Consider the following 17168-nt stretch of genomic DNA (forward strand, 5'->3'; position numbering starts at 1 on the left):
TAATTAAAAGGATGATAACTGTGTTTACTCGCTATTCTCATGATGAATTAAAAACGAAAGTTGCTCAAATATTGCAGCAGGATGAAAAACTTCATGCAGGTGCAATTGCTGAACAACTACAGGTTACAGAAGGTGAAGTGGCGTTATCGCTGCCATCTGAGTTAGTTTTTCCATTGGCTGGCAATGTGGCACAAACCATCGTAGAGGCATTACCGAGTTGGGGGCCAGTTACGGCCATCGTGCATTCAATGGGATCTATCTTTGAAGTAAAAGCACCGTTTCCCAAAGGAAAATTAGCCCGCGGTTACTATAATTTAATGGGTAAAGAGGGTGAATTACATGGTCATCTACGATTAGATTTAGTTGAGCATATTGCATTAGTCAGTAAGCCATTTATGGGTCAGGAAAGCTATTTTATAGGTTTCTTTGCCGAACACGGTGAATGTATCTTTAAAGTCTATTTGGGGCGAGATAAACAGCGCAACTTATTCTCAGATCAAATTGAAAAATTTCAACAGCTCAAACTACTAGCAAATTAAATGTTTGGTTTATGAGAACCCGTCATTAGTTAAAAAGAACCATTATTTTAAAAACATGAGTTAAAAATATAATAACAATATAAAAATAGAATGTTAGTCAGTCTGCATTAAAAAGGAAGAAGGGAAATAAAATGGGTGAAGTAAAACAAGAACGACTGCAAAACCGTTTAGGACCAGAGATTAAAGAATTTCGTGAAGCGTGTTTAACACTGCAACTGGCGACGGTTGATATTAATGGCAAACCTAATGTTAGTTATGCACCTTTTGCGTTACTTGATGATGGGTATTACGTCTTAATTAGTCAGATTGCCAAGCATGCGCGTAATTTACTGGAAAATCCTCAAGTCTCTCTCATGATGATTGAAGATGAAACCACGGCCAAAACGTTGTATGCCCGTAAACGATTAACCTTTGAAGCTGATGTGAGTGTGGTTGAGCGTAATAGTGATCGTTGGACATCGGCAGTGGTAGCGTTACGGGATCGCTTTGGTGAGATAATTGATGGTTTAAGTGGCTTAGAAGATTTTGTCTTATTCCGCTTAGCACCAACGCAAGGGCTATTTGTAAAAGGGTTTGGTAAAGCGTTTCAAGTTAGTGGTGATGATTTAGTGGATTTTGTTCATTTAGAACAAGGTCACCGTCGTATTAAAGATGGATCTGAAATTGAAACGCCAACGGATAAATTATAAATAGCATTTGTTCGCAGTCGTAAAATAAACCTACTCATGCCTGTCGATTTATCGCAGGCATGTGTTCGTTTAGGGCGTTATAGCAGACCCTAGCGACAGTAATGATCGAGAAGTTGATCCCGATCATCGTAATTTAGAGCGAAACTTGAACTCAAGTAAATATCAGTGATAATTAACTTATACATTGCTTATTTATTCGGACCATATGATGACGGAAGAACATAAAAAGGGTATTTGGTTTGCATATATTGCCAGCTTTCTAACCCCGTTTACTTTACTATTATCAGGAATTATCGCCATTATTTATGCTGGCTATAAACTTGATAAAGGCGCTGATGAAGTTGCCTATAGCCATTACTACACCATTATTCGTAGCTTCTTTTTGTTTCTTACTTTTTTTGTGGTGTTGGGTGTGTCGGCAGCAACAACAACGGGCATGATTGCAGGTGCTGAATACTGGATTCATAGTGAGATTCTGGATAAGGCGTTGAACGTATTACCGTTTATTGGTGGTGCTATTGCTATCGTTGCGATAGTGGTGTGGTTTGCAAAAATCATTAACGGCATGAAATTGTTAAGTCAAAATCAAGCGGTTAAACTGTAGTTATATATTCTATTCATTAGAGATAAAACAGTAGATATAAAAAAGGATAATCGTTTGATTATCCTTTTTTTTGAATAAAAGCTTATTCAGTTATTTTGCGCAATTATTTTTTAAATTGCATCACAAGTTGATCTAATTGTTTTAGTAGATCAGTTGTTTTTGAATCTTGCTTTTTCATTGCATCAATAACGTCATCTTGTACTTGCTTGTCTTGCTTGCTGATTGCAGGATCATTTAAGATTGAACGTTGTTGCTTCTCAAGCGTAGTACGAATAGTTGTGAATTCTTTAATCAACTCAGTACGCTTGTCATTTGAAATGTCTTTCTTCGTTGCTTCAACTTGAATTTCTTGAGCACGCTTGATTAGTTTTTCTGGTTGGTAGCCCATTGCTTTAACTTTATTGTTAAATGCTGTTTCGTAAGCTTTCATCTCAGTGATCAGTTGCGGGTTTGCTTTTAATGTTTTCACACGAATAGCAGCAAGTTCTTGCTGGATTTTACCAATTTCAGCGGCAACGTGTTGTTGCTCTGCTGTGATTTTTTGAGATGCTACCACAGAGGCATTCGGAGCATCTTGAGCCATCGCTACTGTTGGTGCAGCTGCAAATGCACAAGCTAACGCAACGGGTGCAGCTAATTTTAGAAGCTTGGTTTTTAAGTTAGATGTTTTTGTTTGCATTATGGTTTCTCTTTTGTTCGATGAATAACATTCTTATTCAAGAAGGCGTGAGAGAGCATTAAAAGCAAGTCTCATCGTGATTAATCTTGAAGTGCTTATGACATAACATACGCGTCAAAATTTAGGGTTATGTCATATCATTGTCATTAAGTCTGAAGCTAAACTGAATTGTAAACACATACTTTATCAGTTCATCAGTAAGGACGATATATATATATAATCAATCTAATGATCCGCTAAATAAATTATCACACAAATTGATTTATCCGCTTAAAGCATAGATAATCGATACTCATAATTCTCAGAATTTGAGTGTTCAATAATCTGAACTGAATCCTGTTTAATTTTCCTACCGTTTAGCCATTTTTTGATTAAAACGATAGCTGAAAGCCCCTCTATGCTGGAGTTCATATGTGCCAAGATTGCGGTTGTTCATTACCAAGAGGTGATCACCATCATCACCAACTACAAGCAAACCCTCAATTAAATGATAAAAAGACATTATCAGTTATTCATAAAATTCTAGATAAGAATGATGTGGAGGCTGCACATAATCGCGCCCATTTTGAAGCACAAAATGTGACTGCATTTAATTTGATGAGTAGCCCTGGTAGCGGTAAAACCACATTACTGGAGCATTTACATAAGTATACCGATTTAAAATATGCAGTTATTGAAGGTGATTTAGAAACTTCGCGTGATGCTGATCGTCTAAAAGCACACGGTATTGACGCATACCAAATTCAAACAGGTTCTGCGTGTCACCTTGATGCCTTCATGGTTCACGGTGCGTTACACCATGTTGATCTTAAAAATCTTGATATTTGCTTTGTTGAGAACGTGGGTAACTTAGTTTGCCCTGCAAGTTACGATGTGGGTACGCATAAAAATATTGTTTTAGTTTCTGTTCCAGAAGGCGACGACAAGATTGAAAAATACCCAGTGATGTTTCGTCGGGCGGATGTGGTTCTGATCACTAAATGCGATCTATTACCGTATTTTGATTTCAGCATTGATGAAGCGAAAGCACAACTGAAGAAACTGAATCCTAATGTTGAAGTGATTACGCTATCAACCAAAGATGAAGCAACTTTTGCGCCTTTAGTTAAGTGGCTAACCGCTAATCAACGTCCACAGGAAGCGTAATTATGTGTTTATCGATTCCATCGCAAGTTGTAGAGATTCACGAAGATAATACCGTCACGGTTGATACTATGGGCGTAAAACGTCGCGTAAGTTGTCATCTATTAATGGACCCGCTTGCTATTGGTGAGTATGTATTGATCCATATCGGTTTTGTCATGAGCAAAATTGATGATAAAGATGCGCAAGAAAGTCTTGAAATGTATCAGTTTATTATGGATGAATCAGGGCCACTTCCAATATGAGTTTCGATCTAAAAAAACTGTATGAAGGCTTTCGTGATGCCGATACAGTATTGAGTTTAGCTGAACAGATTAAGCAACTTGCGGTTGATTTACCTGAGCCGATGCAAGTAATGGAAGTGTGTGGTGGTCATACTCATACCATTATGAAGTATGGTTTAAAGCAGCTATTACCTGAGAACATTGATTTTATTCACGGCCCTGGCTGTCCTGTGTGTGTGATGCCTAAAGAGCGCATTGATCACGCTGCGGCATTAGCGAGTCAACCTAATGTGATTTTAGTGACATTGGGCGACATGATTCGTGTTCCTGGTTCAAAAGGCAGCTTGGCACAATATCGCGCTCAAGGGTGTGATATTCGACCAATTTACGATCCGTTAGATTGTTTAGCCATTGCGCTTGATAACCCAGATAAAGACGTGGTTTTCTTTGCGATTGGTTTTGAAACCTCAACCCCAATGACGGCGATTTTGATTGAACTCGCCGAGCAACGTCAGATCAATAACCTTTACTTTCATATTAACCATGTATTAGTGCCACCTGCAATTGATGTAGTAATGGCTGATCCTGCAGTGAAAGTGAATGCGTTTATTGGCCCTTCACACGTGAGTGTTATTGAAGGCGCTAAAATTTATCGTACAGTGGTTGAAAAGTATCAAACGCCAGTCGTGGTTGCAGGATTTGAACCCGTTGATGTGATGGAATCTATTCTGCGCTTAACCAAGCAAAGAGTAGCAGGCATTGCTGAACTTGATGTGCAATATACACGCGCGGTAACAGAAGAAGGTAACACGGTTGCTCAAGCGGCGGTTAAACGTTGTTTTGATATTCGTGATAGTTTCCGCTGGCGTGGTTTAGGGCCGATTGCTAACTCAGCATTACAACTTAATGAAAAATATCGCCATCGTGATGCTGAAATTAAATTTGCTGCTTGCTTGCCAATGACACCGATTGATGATCATAAAGCCTGTCAGTGCGGTGATATTCTACGTGGTTTAGCAAAGCCAAAAGATTGTAAAGTCTTTGGTCGTGGTTGTACGCCACAAACGCCACTTGGCAGTTGCATGGTGAGTTCAGAAGGTGCGTGTAATGCGTATTTCCGTTACCGAGGTGTAAAATGAGTGAACAAGATTTCTCCGCTTTATCGACTACAAAATCTATTCAACTAAGTCATGGCGGTGGCGGTCAAGAAATGAATAAACTCATTAAAGGTTTATTCTTTAAAGCGTTTGATAATGCGATTTTGCGTAGTGAAGAAGATGCTGCGGTATTAACCCTTGAAGGCAAAACAGCCTTTACCACTGATTCATTTACAGTGTCACCGTTGTTTTTTGCTGGTGGTAACATTGGTAAATTAGCCATTGCAGGCACTGTGAATGATTTAGCGATGATGGGTGCACAACCGCAATATTTAAGTTGTAGTGTGATTATCGAAGAAGGTTTTGAAATCGATAAGCTTAAAACCATTGTGAGTAGCATGGCAAATGAGTTAAGCATTTCAGGTGCTAAAATCGTTTGTGGTGATACTAAAGTAGTTCCTAAAGGGTGTGCTGACGGTATTTTTATTAATACCACCGGTGTTGGCAAAATCATGCAAACAGGCATTTCAGTACGTAATCTTGCTGATGGTGATGCAATTATTGTATCGCGCGATGTCGGTCGTCATGGCGCGGCTATTTTAATGGCGCGTGAAGGCTTAACCCTTGAATCTGAGCTTATCAGTGATTGCAATACGCTATGGCCTGCGGTTGAAGCATTAATTGCGGCAGAGCTTGATATTCATGCAATGCGTGATGCAACCCGTGGCGGTTTATCTGCGGTATTAAATGAGTGGGCGCAAGCCTCTGATGTTGGTATTAGCCTTGTTGAAGATGATGTTCCTGTAAGTGAAGAAGTGCGTGGCCTATGTGAATTATACGGGTTTGAACCGTTTGATTTAGCCAACGAAGGCACGTTTATTATTGCATTGCCTCAGGCACAAGCGCAAAAAGCATTAGAAGTGCTTGAAGCCTTTGCTGCTTGTGACAACGCCTGTGTGATTGGTTCGGTTAATAATGAACATACGGGTCGTGTTATTCTAACCAGTGGTTGGGGCAGTCGTCGTTATCTTGACCTTCCTCAAGGTGAATTATTACCGAGGATCTGTTAATGCACGAGTATTCCATTGTTGGCGCTTTAATCGAACAATGCGAACAACATGCTCGTGATAACAATGCAGACAAAGTTACCCGCGTTGCAATTAAAGTTGGCATTTTAAGTGGGGTAGAACCAGCCTTACTTGAAACGGCTTTTCAGACTTTTAAGCTGGAAGGCATTTGCCATGACGCTGAGTTTGAAATGAATGTTCAGCCGCTGGTGTTATCCTGCCTCGAATGTGGTCAAGAAACCACTCATAACGAGCGCAGCATTATCTGTCAGCATTGCGGTAGCAATCATACTCAGGTACTTGATGGCGAAGACTTAATGCTAATGCAGCTAGAAGTTGAGCAAAGCAAAGACGCATAATCTGCGGCTATCGCTAAAAAAGGCCATACCCGTTAACGTGGGTATGGCCTTTTTGTCGAAGGAAAATCAGGTTCGAGTCACCGAGTTACTTTACCTCTTCGTTATTCCCTACAACGAATGCCAACTTAACCCCGTCATTCCCTACAGTGAATGCCCGCGAGGGCGATAGGGAATCTACTATCCACGCGTTGTAGAGTGCTTGTTTTTGCTGACGTCTGTAATGCTCCAATCACGCGGTGAATAGATCCCGAATAGTTTCGTTCCTCAACTTCCGAGATGACGGATAATAGGCTGCATCATTTTCAACAATAAATGCATTAACTAACCCCCGTCATTCCCTACAGTGAATGCCCGCGAGGGCGATAGGGAATCTACTATCCGCGCGTTGTAGAGTGCTTGTTTTTGCTGATGCCTGTGATGCTCAATCACGCGGTGAATAGATCCCGGATAGTTTCGTTCCTCAACTTCCGGGATGACGGGAAAATAACTTTTGTCATTCCTTTCGATAAATGCCACCCTCAACCCCGTCATTCCCTACTGTGAATGCCCGCGAGGGCGATAGGGAACCAACAATTCTAGTATCGTAGAGTTACTGTGTATAAAAACAGTTAAATGTGTTATTTTAAACTTTAAACAGACTATGAGATTTTTCTTAAACTAGTATCTTATTTTAACTATTGTAATGGTAATGTATTATTACAATTTGGTAGTGTTTACCGATAGAATTAACAATTAATAAAGGCTTTCCTTTTGTCAGCTCAAAAACAACCAATTATTTTTTCATTCTTTTCTGGCTGCGGATTTTTAGACCTCGGTTTTGAGAAATCAGGTTTTGATGTTCGCTTTATCAATGAATTCCATAAGCCTTTTTTGGATGCATATAAATACTCTAGAAAGGTAATGGAGTTGCCAGAGCCAAAGTATGGCCATTTCTTAGGAAGTATTGAAGAGTTTGTGACTGGTGATAGGGCTCATGAATTAAGCAAATATGTGGAAGATGCTAAAGCTGATTCACTTGTGGGGTTTATCGGAGGGCCCCCGTGTCCCGATTTCTCTGTCGCTGGAAAAAATAAAGGCTCTGAAGGTGAAAACGGAAAATTAAGCCGAGTATATATTGATGCAATTATCAAAAATAAACCAGATTTTTTCTTATTTGAGAATGTAAAAGGACTTTGGAGAACGGTTAAGCATCGAGCATTTTACGATGAAATGAAAGCTCGTTTAGAAAATGAAGGGTATGTTTTAACTGATCGTTTAACTAATTGTATTGAATATGGAGTTCCTCAGGACAGAGACCGAATATTGTTATTTGGAATTCTTAAAAATCGAGCCGGGGATATTAATGCAGAGCAGTTAAAATCAAAGTTTGATTGGGAAGCTAAAATAAAATTTGAAAGAAATATTGTTCTTAATAAGTCTCTTTGGCCAAGCCATGAAGCATATAAGCAAAATTCAATCAAAGAAATACCTGAGTCCTTGATTGAATTTAAAGAATTAACTGTAGAGTGTTGGTTTGAAAAGAATGATGTATATAATCATTCTAATTCAGCGCATCATTTTAAGCCTAAATCTTTGCATAGATTTGAGACAGTTTTAGAAGGGGACGATAGTAAGAAGTCATTTAAACGCCTTCATAGATGGCGTTATTCACCTACTGCAGCTTATGGTAATAATGAAGTACACCTTCATCCCTATAAAGATCGACGTCTAAGTGCGGCAGAATCTCTTGCAATTCAGTCGTTACCAAAGGAATTTTGTTTTCCACAAACGATGACTCTTACTGATATGTTTAAAACTATCGGTAATGGGGTGCCATATTTAGCAGCTAAAAGGGTAGCTGAAACTATACAAAATTATCTTAATTCACTGTAAATAAGAGGAGCTATTAGCTCCTTTTTTAAACATTATCACAATGTTGTATTATCCATTACTATATTTTCGATAAGCTCATGGTAGAATAGATGCTATTATAATAGTGGTTAATGTCGGTTAATATTATGCAGTTCGATGATGTTCTTAATTATCTTGAACAAATGGTTGGTCTAGATCTTCAATCACTCAATGGTTCAAATGATCCTTTGAGAATTTTAGACGTTGATCGTGTTAAAGGGCGATATATTATTGATAAAACTTCTTCAACAAACAAAAGAAGTCGATCTTTTAGTGAGTTAAGGAAAGTTTGGGATGTGTTATCTCAAAAAGGTTTTGTCAGTGTAGAGCAAGCTCTTAATGGCGCTGGAACTAGTCGTCATCAGCCTGAAACTATTTTAGCTAATCTACCGAATGTAGAGCATTTTAAATACGATAAAAAGAAACACCTATATCTTCGTTCTAAGAATACACATGAAATTGGTTGTATAAAAGAGCTAACAATTGCTGAAAGTAAAGAACTCAAAAAAAGGATAGATCACTATCGTGATTTTGATATATCTTTTTTTCATTTAGAACATCGTCGTATATTAACTTCTTTACGCGAAAATCTAGCTAATATATTTCAAAAGTATCCTGGCGAAGCAGAAGTTGATACCGTTGAGGTGGCTTTGGATGATTTAGGAGAACTTCAAGAAAAATTAGCTATTTCAGTTGTAACTCTTGACTCAACAGATATTCTTGATGAAGGCCAATCAATGAGTGGTCGTAACTATGAAGAAGATGAAGTTGATGAAGAATATCAAGAATTTTTTGGAAAATATGAAGATAAGAATGAAGAGCCTCAATATTTAGTTGCGACACGGATTTCTCAAGTATTTCCTACAGTATCTTTACTTTTTGACCGAATTAATCATGATGAGATTGATCTTCAACCTGAATTTCAAAGAAAGGATCGAATTTGGCCCAAAAAAGATAAATCGCGGTTAATTGAATCAATCTTGCTTGGTTTACCTATTCCTGTTTTTTACTTTGCTGAAAATTCAGATCTGAGTCAAGATATAGACTGGATTGTTATTGATGGTCTACAAAGAACTACGACTCTTTATGATTATATGTCTGGTGTGTTCGCATTAGAACATTTAGATAGAAGATCTGATTTAAATAACAAGTTTTTCAAGGACTTACCAAGAAGGGAGCAACGACGAATTCGTGAGTACCAGATTTCGGGCCATTTAATCCAAGTCTCAAATGAAAGTGATGAAATGGTGCGTGAGCTGTTTCAACGAATTAATACTTCAGGTAAGAATTTAAGTTATCAAGAAATTCGTTCAGCTTTATATCCAGGAACAGCAAATAAGTTTTTGAAATTCGTAGCTGAATCTCCAGAGTTCTTGAATGCGACTCCTTTGAGTATCAATCCTGAGCGTATGCTAGATCTAGAATACGTACTTCGCGTTATTAGTTATATGTATTCTGGATTTGAAGATTTTCAGTATAAAAAATATGATGATTTTCTTTGTAATACTTTAGTTGAGTTAAATCGTTATGATTTTGGGACTGAAAAAGGTGTAATTGTTAAGGGAGAGACATATATTGATATATTTGAACGAATAAAAAATTCATTTGAAACGATAAAATCTATATTTGGAAATGAAGCTTATAGAAAAGAACCAACAGGTAAGTTAAATAAGCCGTTATTTGAATTATTAGTTTCTGTATTTGCTATGATGGATTCAAAACAGCGAAGTGTTGTTTCTTCTGAAGATATAGCTCCCAAAATTAGAGAACACTTCTATAAAATGATTAAAAATGATTCTAGTGATTATGGTACTTGGTCGTCAGCTGCTTTTGAAGATCAGGATCGTGGTTTTGATTATTCTATATCTAACTCAACAGGTAAAGCTGTTACAATTCAATACCGTTTCGAAAGTTTCATTAATATGATTAATACAGTGTCTAAAATCGATTTCAAATTTAAATCAATAAAATAAGAATGATAAAAATGATTAAGAATATTAGGCTAAGAAACTTTAAATGTTATTCAAAAAAGGATTTTGAATTAGGAAAACTAACAGTATTTTGTGGGAATAATTCTGTAGGTAAAAGTACTGCTATTCAAAGTTTACTTATGGCTATTCAAGCTGATTTTTCTCAAGATGGGATTCCTTATAATGGGGAATATGTCTCAATTGGTTCTTACAGTGATCTTCATAAACGAAATGAAGAAGAAGATACCGTATTTTTTCAAATAGGTAACGACAAAGGCTCGCTTTTATGGGGTTACGAATTAGATGATCTTGAAGACGAACATTACACTAGCGAACAATACAATGTTCGTAAGACTGAAATGAATTCTCAACCATTACCGTTAATAAAATCACACGGGGATTGTTGTAGTTCAATTAGAAAATCTTTAAGTGATAATTTTCAATATTTATGTGCTGAACGTTTAGGACCAAAAAGTAATTATCCATATTCTACTCAACGTCGATCCAAATACTGGCTTGGTATACAAGGTGAATACTCAGCACAAGTATTATCTCGTGAAGATTTTCAAAGAGAGTCTTTATTTAAAAATGATCCAAGATTACATGAATCATCTCGTTTAAACTCTATTAATCATAACATCTTTGAATGGTTAAGTGTCATTTCTCCTGGTGCTTTCGTGCATACAGCAGCACTTGAACATGCAGATATAGCGACTGCAATGTTTGAATTTGGTGATGGTGAAAAATATAGACCAACAAATGTAGGTTTTGGCTTAAGTTACGCCTTACCAATAGTTATGGCTTTGTTGATGGCTAAGCCTGGAGGCTTAGTTATAATTGAAAATCCAGAGGCACATCTTCACCCGAGAGGTCAAAGCTATTTAGGTCGTTTATTAGCATTAACGGCACAAGCAGGGATTCAAGTTATAGTTGAAACGCATAGTGATCATTTATTAAATGGCATCCGTGTAATCACTAGATTAAGTGAAACTTTTGATCCTAAATTGTTTACACTTTATTATATTTCTCAAGGAGAAGAGCAGAGTAATGTAGATAAAATAACAATCACAAAAGATGGTAAGTTATCTGATTGGCCTGATGGTTTTTTCGATCAACAAGCCCAAGATATGTTTACGATAATGACAGGTCAGACACAGCTCCCAACTAAAGATGCTTAATATGAAGGTTAATATTTGTTTTATTCCTGAAAGTTTTGATTTTTCTAGAGATCAAGTGTCATTAGCTTTATCTATTAAAGCATCTTCTGATATGATTAATAAATATTTTGAAGATGATGGTTTCATATCATTCTCTAAATCTAAAGATTTTGATTGTATAGCAGCAACAGAAATATTCAAACAGCCATCTCATTTGGAAGGTGGAATTATGATGTCATTGCTTTACGATGCAAATATGGGTAAAGCCAATAGTTTAGCTAACCTAAATTCTGAACAAGTAAAAGATTTGGTTGATTTAGATATACCAGAGCTTGATGGGGCATGGTTATCTTTATATAGATTTTCTAAATTGGCTAAGCATAAAGAACGTAATATTACAGATGATCACTCTTTGGTTAAATTTGGCTCTGATGTTTTAATTAATAACCCTCGAAGCTATAACGATTATGCAGAGAGCTTTGTTCAGTTGTACAAGAATTTGATTTTTTTAGATTATCCAAGCCATAAAGATTATCAGACATTTAATAGTATTCGTAAAACAGAAGGTGGATATCAATCTTTTATTAAAGGAATTACCGACTGCCTCTGCTTTATGGATCAATATCAAATTGTTCCTAATGATTCTCAAAATAATATCAGAAATATTAATGCAGCTTTAGACTTTTCAGTTACACCTGAAGGTGGAGGTAAGAATAAAAGAGCTATTGCTGCATTAAAGAGAGATTTCTTAATAAATGGAATTACATACAAAAATGTTAATTGTGAATATCATTACAAGCTTGAACATGTTGATGGAGCAAATGGTAAAGGAACATACTATTTTAATCGAATCTACTTTGGTTTTTTTAATAAAATAAATCCGGATAAGCCTCAAATAGCAGTGGCCCATATCGGTGAGCATCTGTAAATGATAATAATTAAAAAGCCCCATCACTTAAAAGCAATGGGGCTATTTAATTCAATAGAATAAACCTTAACGGCGGCGCATTTTCAAGAACAAGGCACCAGCACTTAAGTTGCTGCCATCAAGTTCTAACTTGCGGTTTGTTACGATAGGGAAGTTCTTACCTACACGTAAGCAGATGCGATCTGCCAGCACTTCATTAGCAAAGTCACTACCTGCAAGGGTAACGGCTTTAATACCTGTGGTTTCGTCCATACGTTCGATCCAGTTAGCAATATAATCAGCTAATGAGTCCATTACACCAAAGGCGAGTTTGTCATAGTCGACTTCATCAACCACTAAACTGAAGCTCATTAAACTACCGAGCATTTTTGCCCAATCAATGGTGCGTTTGCTATTTACCATGTCTAATGAAAAATCAACACGATGACCTTGGTTACTATCATTGTGTAGTGATTTAGCGATCAGTGCATCGTTAAGATATTGAACGCTATCATGCCCCGATTTTGATAGGCCAAGAACCGTTGCGACAACAGCAAATAAGCCTGAAAGTTGATCATTACACTCATTCAAGACTAGCTTGTTAAGATCATTATAACTCACCGGTATTTGGTGCTTAAATTTAGCCAAAACATCCGCTTGCTCACCCGCAGCTAATACTGCAATCATTTCTGTGCCAGAATGTGGCAGGGTAGGCATCACTAAGAACGTATCTGTACGAGTGAATTTATCTTGGCTGACAATTTCACTAGCAGCATAACGACCAAAATAAATCGCGGCACTATGACGACCAACACCTGATTCTAACATTCCGCCATGCAATGCACAGATAGGCAAGGTATGAGCGGGAACATCATTAGAATGATTGGGTTGGTAATCAAACCGAATTCGGCGTTTGCTCCAATAGGCGTTTAGGCCATTGATGCAAGCTTGATCGTGCAAAGGCTCAACTGATTTAAACGGCACTAGAGGATGAATAGCAGGATCACTACAAACCTGACTCCACCCTTTATTAATGCGTGCAATTAACGGTTGTTGATGATTGGTTTCAATGTGTAAATAATCAATACCACGCACACGCAATATTTCAGTGAGTACTGTTAAGACGCGATTGTAGCTAAAGCAGAGATCATATAAAGGTTGATCAAGCTGAGCATGGTGACGTTTAGCGCGAACAGTGACACGGGGTTTTTCTAAGCTTGATAACGCTAATACATGGATTGATGGCACGATAAAATGCATCGGTACATTATTAGGGTTACAGATAATAACTTGTTGACGCTGATGCTGTGTTGCAGCAATCGGACCACGGCTTAGATGAAACTCGTGTTGTTGGTTGTTAGGCAGCGGTAAGCTAAAGCTAACATGACCCGTGTTCATTACCGTATCAGCCCATTGCTGAATTTGTTCATTGCTAATCGATGAATCAACCAGTTTTTCACCATGGCAATGGGAACAGGTAATACCAATCTCACCAAAGAGTTCAGATTGGTTATCACCAAGAGCAGGTTCGCAATAACTGCAAAACGGTAGCTGATGTGGCGTTGTTGTTAAAGGAACAATACGCCCTTCACGGTGACGAATTTCTTTAATTGAAGAGTCAATCAGCCAAATAGACAGCAAAAAATCTTTTGCTATTTTGTCTGCTAGTGCTTCAAGTTGTGGTTGGGTGCCAACGGCTTCAATGATATAACGATTTTTTTCATAGCCAATGGTAATTTCTACTGGCTGGCTCGCTAAATAATCGTTACATAATTGCGCATAGAAGGGCACAGGACGTGAACAGGTAAAAGAAAACTGAATTAATTTCATTGTTCAATACCTCGCTTGTAAGCAGTTGGAATCAGGCTATTAATATCAATATTGTTCACTTTTTCGCAATCTATGTCGAGTGCGGAAAGGTGTTTAATCAATGCAGACTCCATAATCGGTATTGCAGCATTAATTTTAGACGTTAAACCCATGTGCATAGGTTCTAAAACTGTTGGTGTTACCCCTAAAACATACGTTTTTGGACGATCGCCAACCAATTCCATCATGATTAATGTTTGTAGCATTTCAACTTCGTGAGCACTACCTTGCCAATCGATTTCAGCAGGGGCTTTATCAAAGTCAAAGAAATACACTTCACCAGCATCTACATCGGCGGCATTAACAGTATCAACCACAACCAGGTGGTCGTATTGGGTTAATGTCGGAATAAGACAATGTGCTAACGTGCCGCCATCAATAAGATCAATCTGATGGTCGGGGTGCGTAAAGCGGTAATTTTCTGTGAGATAATTGACGAAATGTACGCCGACTCCTTCGTCGGCGTACAAGACATTGCCAATACCAAGCAGCAATATCTTCATTTGCGCTAGTGGCCTTTATTTTTTGAATGACTATTGTGGTGAGCATGATGCTGGACTGGATGATTGCCTTTATCTGCTTTTTTTACGTTTACTGGGTGGTAATCGTAACCAGACATAATGGCATCAGCTGAACCGTTACGGAAACGGATCCCTGTCCAAATCACCATATACACGTGGATCAATACAAAAATAATGAATGCCCAAGTAATATAATGGTGCCATTTACGCACTTCATCTAACCCGCCCATCGCGTATGCGACCCATTGAGCAGGTTCCCACATCATGCCACCAATACCTAAGTGGTACACATTAGCATATAGCGTTAAGCCAGTCACACACATGAAGATGGCAGCGATAGAAATCCCTGCGTAAACCATGAGTTGCAATGGACCATAAGCGCCACGGTGGGGTGCATTACCCATCCAAAAATAAGCTTTGATCTGTTTTACCCAGCTCTTTGGACTGATGATGTCCTGAATTGAGCGGCGTTCAACATTACTGTGGCTGAAAAAGAACAGATAGACACGAATTAAGGTCACGGCAATTAAAATAAAGCCTAACACCTCGTGCACTAAACGGATCCAGCCTTGCTCAAGCACATTGGTGCTATTGGGTGCAACTAAAAACGGCCAAGCAATATAAAAGCCAGTAACAACTAACCCAAAAATTGCAAAGGCACGTAACCAGTGACATAAACGGATAATGAATGAAAATACATAGGATCGTTTATACAACACGGTATCTGTTGACATGATAAATCCTTAGTTACATTGCCTGAGCTGGAATACGGAATTCACTCAATGATTGGCCTTTATAATCCATTACGTGTACTGAACACGCCATGCAAGGATCAAATGAGTGAATAACACGCAATACTTCTAGCGGTTTTTTCGGATCTTCAAGGTGTAAACCCACTAACGATGCTTCGTATGGTCCCACTTTGCCGTTACCATCAATAGGACCTGCGTTCCATGTTGTTGGTACTACTGCTTGGTAGTTTTCAACTTTTGCATCTTTAATGCGTAACCAGTGACTCAAGAAACCACGCGGTGCTTCAATGATGCCTACACCTTTGTATTCTTTATCAGGATCAATGGTAGGTTCAATGTAAGTTGTGTGGTCTGAATTGAGGTTGTGCACCATAGATTCAAAAGTTTCTAAACCATAACGAGAGATGGTTAGGGTATGTAACATACGACCAGCAGTACGACCTAGAGTGGTAAATAATGCACCAGCAGGAAGACCTGTTTGTTTTAGGAATTCATTTACAATCGGTGTTACGCGTGGGTTGCCTTGAGCGTAGTTAACCACCATAGTTGCTAGTGGGCCTACTTCTACTGGATCGCCATTATAACGTGGTGATTTAACCCAAGAATATTTACCCGCTTCATTGATTGTAGGGCGCTTACCAACAATGGTATCGCGCTCAATAAATGGCGTGTGCTCAGGGATAGTTGTGCCATCGTATGGATGTTGAGGCTTATTAGCGTCGTACCATGCGTGAGTCACGTCTTCCGCAATCAGATTAATATCAACCTTTTCAGCTTTAGATAAATCTTTATTACGAATAACGCCACTTACGAACAAGTGCTCATCTGGGTTAAGTAAAATAGATTCACTACACATGAAGGTATCAACGTTACAGCCACCAAGCACACTTGGCGCTTTACCGTAAGCGGCTGCCGCCATTAAAATATCAGCTTGATATGCACGTTCAACAAAATCTGCAACGTGTTGATATTTTTGCTTAAATTCTTGTAAGCGAGCAGGGTCTAACATGTCGCGTACACAGGTTACGCCACCAACAACAATCGATTGTGGGTGTGGATTTTTACCACCCCAAACCGCCATACATTCTGCGGCAATGCGCTGAATTTCTAGTGCTTTAAGGTAGTGGCTTAAACCGATTAAGTTTTGCTCTGGTGTGAATTTGTAAGTTTTGTTGCCCCAATAAGCATTAGCAAATGGACCTAACTTACCGGTATTGACTAAGCCCTGTACTTTTTCTTGTGCAGCACGTAAATCACCTTCACCAGCAGCCATTGGTGTTGCTGAATATTTCATTGCCTCAACCGCAGCTTTTGCAGGATCAGCACTTAATGCAGAAACAACATCTATCCAATCTAGACCATGCAGAATGTAGAAATGCACAATGTGGTCATGCAATTGCAGGGTAGTTAGAATCAAGCTTCGAATGTATTTCGCGTTGATAGGCACTTGGGCATTGATTGCATCTTCAACCGCTAACGTACCACATAGGTAGTGTGATGATGTACATACACCACAGATGCGTTGCATTAATAGGCCGACATCGTATGGTGTACGACCTTTCATGATAATTTCAAGACCACGAAATAGGGTAGAAGATGCCCATGCTTTGTTGATCACGTTATTCGCATCAAGTTCAACTTCGATGCGTAAGTGGCCTTCGATACGAGTAATGGGATCGATAACGACGCGCTTGCTCATGA

17 protein-coding genes are annotated in these 17168 nt (G+C 38.4%); 12 read left to right on the top strand and 5 right to left on the bottom strand.

What is annotated here, in order from left to right:
- Positions 1-11: 11 nt before the first annotated feature.
- The 3 genes from hutX (at position 12) to C9I86_RS10480 (ending at position 1832) form a co-directional block, all read left to right on the top strand.
- Entirely contained in the window at positions 12-539 is a 528-nt protein-coding gene (gene hutX / locus C9I86_RS10470) for a heme utilization cystosolic carrier protein HutX (protein WP_369925445.1), read from the top strand.
- Between the two features lie 131 nt (positions 540-670).
- Complete coding sequence (hutZ, locus tag C9I86_RS10475; protein ID WP_080157655.1) at positions 671-1228, top strand: heme utilization protein HutZ; 558 nt, start codon at positions 671-673, stop codon at positions 1226-1228.
- Between the two features lie 208 nt (positions 1229-1436).
- Complete coding sequence (locus C9I86_RS10480; RefSeq protein ID WP_080157654.1) at positions 1437-1832, top strand: hypothetical protein; 396 nt, start codon at positions 1437-1439, stop codon at positions 1830-1832.
- A gap of 103 nt (positions 1833-1935) precedes the next feature.
- Here C9I86_RS10480 and C9I86_RS10485 read toward each other — a convergent pair whose 3' ends face one another.
- The gene (locus tag C9I86_RS10485; RefSeq protein ID WP_080157653.1) at positions 1936-2511 is read right to left on the bottom strand and encodes a hypothetical protein; all 576 of its coding nucleotides are present in this window, start codon (positions 2509-2511) and stop codon (positions 1936-1938) included.
- 411 nt (positions 2512-2922) lie between these two features.
- Here C9I86_RS10485 and hypB point away from each other — a divergent pair, with 411 nt between their 5' ends.
- From hypB to C9I86_RS10530, 9 genes are all read left to right on the top strand, one after another.
- On the top strand, positions 2923-3657 hold the full coding sequence (hypB, locus tag C9I86_RS10490; protein WP_080157652.1) for a hydrogenase nickel incorporation protein HypB: 735 nt from the start codon (positions 2923-2925) through the stop codon (positions 3655-3657).
- A 2-nt stretch (positions 3658-3659) separates the two neighbouring features.
- Positions 3660-3899 carry a HypC/HybG/HupF family hydrogenase formation chaperone gene (locus tag C9I86_RS10495; RefSeq protein ID WP_080157651.1) on the top strand — a complete coding sequence of 80 codons (240 nt, stop codon included), beginning with the start codon at positions 3660-3662 and terminating at the stop codon, positions 3897-3899.
- A complete protein-coding gene (hypD, locus tag C9I86_RS10500) occupies positions 3896-5017 on the top strand; it encodes a hydrogenase formation protein HypD (protein ID WP_107276315.1) in 1122 nt (373 codons plus the stop codon). Before C9I86_RS10495 ends, hypD begins: the two co-directional genes overlap by 4 nt.
- Entirely contained in the window at positions 5014-6045 is a 1032-nt protein-coding gene (gene hypE, locus C9I86_RS10505) for a hydrogenase expression/formation protein HypE (RefSeq protein ID WP_107276316.1), read from the top strand. The genes hypD and hypE overlap by 4 nt, the downstream gene beginning before the upstream one ends.
- Positions 6045-6401: a hydrogenase maturation nickel metallochaperone HypA gene (gene hypA, locus C9I86_RS10510; RefSeq protein WP_045037005.1), complete on the top strand. Its 357-nt coding sequence runs from the start codon at positions 6045-6047 to the stop codon at positions 6399-6401. Before hypE ends, hypA begins: the two co-directional genes overlap by 1 nt.
- Positions 6402-7151: 750 nt before the next feature.
- Entirely contained in the window at positions 7152-8273 is a 1122-nt protein-coding gene (locus tag C9I86_RS10515) for a DNA cytosine methyltransferase (RefSeq protein WP_107276317.1), read from the top strand.
- 125 nt (positions 8274-8398) lie between these two features.
- A complete protein-coding gene (locus C9I86_RS10520; protein WP_158258938.1) occupies positions 8399-10264 on the top strand; it encodes a DUF262 domain-containing protein in 1866 nt (621 codons plus the stop codon).
- A gap of 11 nt (positions 10265-10275) precedes the next feature.
- Positions 10276-11439 carry a DUF3696 domain-containing protein gene (locus tag C9I86_RS10525; protein ID WP_107276319.1) on the top strand — a complete coding sequence of 388 codons (1164 nt, stop codon included), beginning with the start codon at positions 10276-10278 and terminating at the stop codon, positions 11437-11439.
- Between the two features lies 1 nt (position 11440).
- A complete protein-coding gene (locus C9I86_RS10530) occupies positions 11441-12346 on the top strand; it encodes a hypothetical protein (RefSeq protein ID WP_107276320.1) in 906 nt (301 codons plus the stop codon).
- Between the two features lie 66 nt (positions 12347-12412).
- Here the strand turns inward: C9I86_RS10530 and C9I86_RS10535 are convergent, their stop codons facing one another.
- The 4 genes from C9I86_RS10535 to C9I86_RS10550 are packed head-to-tail and all read right to left on the bottom strand — an operon-like array spanning position 12413 to position 17166.
- Positions 12413-14155 (bottom strand): hypothetical protein, encoded by a 1743-nt coding sequence (locus tag C9I86_RS10535; protein WP_107276321.1) that lies wholly within the window; start codon positions 14153-14155, stop codon positions 12413-12415.
- On the bottom strand, positions 14152-14697 hold the full coding sequence (locus tag C9I86_RS10540; RefSeq protein ID WP_080157642.1) for a HyaD/HybD family hydrogenase maturation endopeptidase: 546 nt from the start codon (positions 14695-14697) through the stop codon (positions 14152-14154). Before C9I86_RS10540 ends, C9I86_RS10535 begins: the two co-directional genes overlap by 4 nt.
- Before the next feature lie 5 nt (positions 14698-14702).
- Complete coding sequence (cybH, locus tag C9I86_RS10545) at positions 14703-15449, bottom strand: Ni/Fe-hydrogenase, b-type cytochrome subunit (RefSeq protein ID WP_080157641.1); 747 nt, start codon at positions 15447-15449, stop codon at positions 14703-14705.
- A gap of 13 nt (positions 15450-15462) precedes the next feature.
- A complete protein-coding gene (locus C9I86_RS10550) occupies positions 15463-17166 on the bottom strand; it encodes a nickel-dependent hydrogenase large subunit (protein WP_080157640.1) in 1704 nt (567 codons plus the stop codon).
- Between the last annotated feature and the right edge of the window lie 2 nt (positions 17167-17168).

Origin of the sequence: Photobacterium sp. NCIMB 13483 (assembly GCF_003025475.1) — a bacterium.
Taxonomy (GTDB): domain Bacteria; phylum Pseudomonadota; class Gammaproteobacteria; order Enterobacterales; family Vibrionaceae; genus Photobacterium; species Photobacterium piscicola.

Excerpts from the sequence above, each read along its gene's own strand:
- hutX (WP_369925445.1), top strand. The coding sequence starts at position 12 with ATGATAACTGTGTTTACTCGCTATTCTCATGATGAATTAAAAACGAAA.
- hutZ (WP_080157655.1), top strand. The coding sequence starts at position 671 with ATGGGTGAAGTAAAACAAGAACGACTGCAAAACCGTTTAGGACCAGAG.
- C9I86_RS10480 (WP_080157654.1), top strand. The coding sequence starts at position 1,437 with ATGACGGAAGAACATAAAAAGGGTATTTGGTTTGCATATATTGCCAGC.
- C9I86_RS10485 (WP_080157653.1), bottom strand. The coding sequence starts at position 2,511 with ATGCAAACAAAAACATCTAACTTAAAAACCAAGCTTCTAAAATTAGCT.
- hypB (WP_080157652.1), top strand. The coding sequence starts at position 2,923 with ATGTGCCAAGATTGCGGTTGTTCATTACCAAGAGGTGATCACCATCAT.
- C9I86_RS10495 (WP_080157651.1), top strand. The coding sequence starts at position 3,660 with ATGTGTTTATCGATTCCATCGCAAGTTGTAGAGATTCACGAAGATAAT.
- hypD (WP_107276315.1), top strand. The coding sequence starts at position 3,896 with ATGAGTTTCGATCTAAAAAAACTGTATGAAGGCTTTCGTGATGCCGAT.
- hypE (WP_107276316.1), top strand. The coding sequence starts at position 5,014 with ATGAGTGAACAAGATTTCTCCGCTTTATCGACTACAAAATCTATTCAA.
- hypA (WP_045037005.1), top strand. The coding sequence starts at position 6,045 with ATGCACGAGTATTCCATTGTTGGCGCTTTAATCGAACAATGCGAACAA.
- C9I86_RS10520 (WP_158258938.1), top strand. The coding sequence starts at position 8,399 with ATGCAGTTCGATGATGTTCTTAATTATCTTGAACAAATGGTTGGTCTA.
- C9I86_RS10525 (WP_107276319.1), top strand. The coding sequence starts at position 10,276 with ATGATTAAGAATATTAGGCTAAGAAACTTTAAATGTTATTCAAAAAAG.
- C9I86_RS10530 (WP_107276320.1), top strand. The coding sequence starts at position 11,441 with ATGAAGGTTAATATTTGTTTTATTCCTGAAAGTTTTGATTTTTCTAGA.
- C9I86_RS10535 (WP_107276321.1), bottom strand. The coding sequence starts at position 14,155 with ATGAAATTAATTCAGTTTTCTTTTACCTGTTCACGTCCTGTGCCCTTC.
- C9I86_RS10540 (WP_080157642.1), bottom strand. The coding sequence starts at position 14,697 with ATGAAGATATTGCTGCTTGGTATTGGCAATGTCTTGTACGCCGACGAA.
- cybH (WP_080157641.1), bottom strand. The coding sequence starts at position 15,449 with ATGTCAACAGATACCGTGTTGTATAAACGATCCTATGTATTTTCATTC.
- C9I86_RS10550 (WP_080157640.1), bottom strand. The coding sequence starts at position 17,166 with ATGAGCAAGCGCGTCGTTATCGATCCCATTACTCGTATCGAAGGCCAC.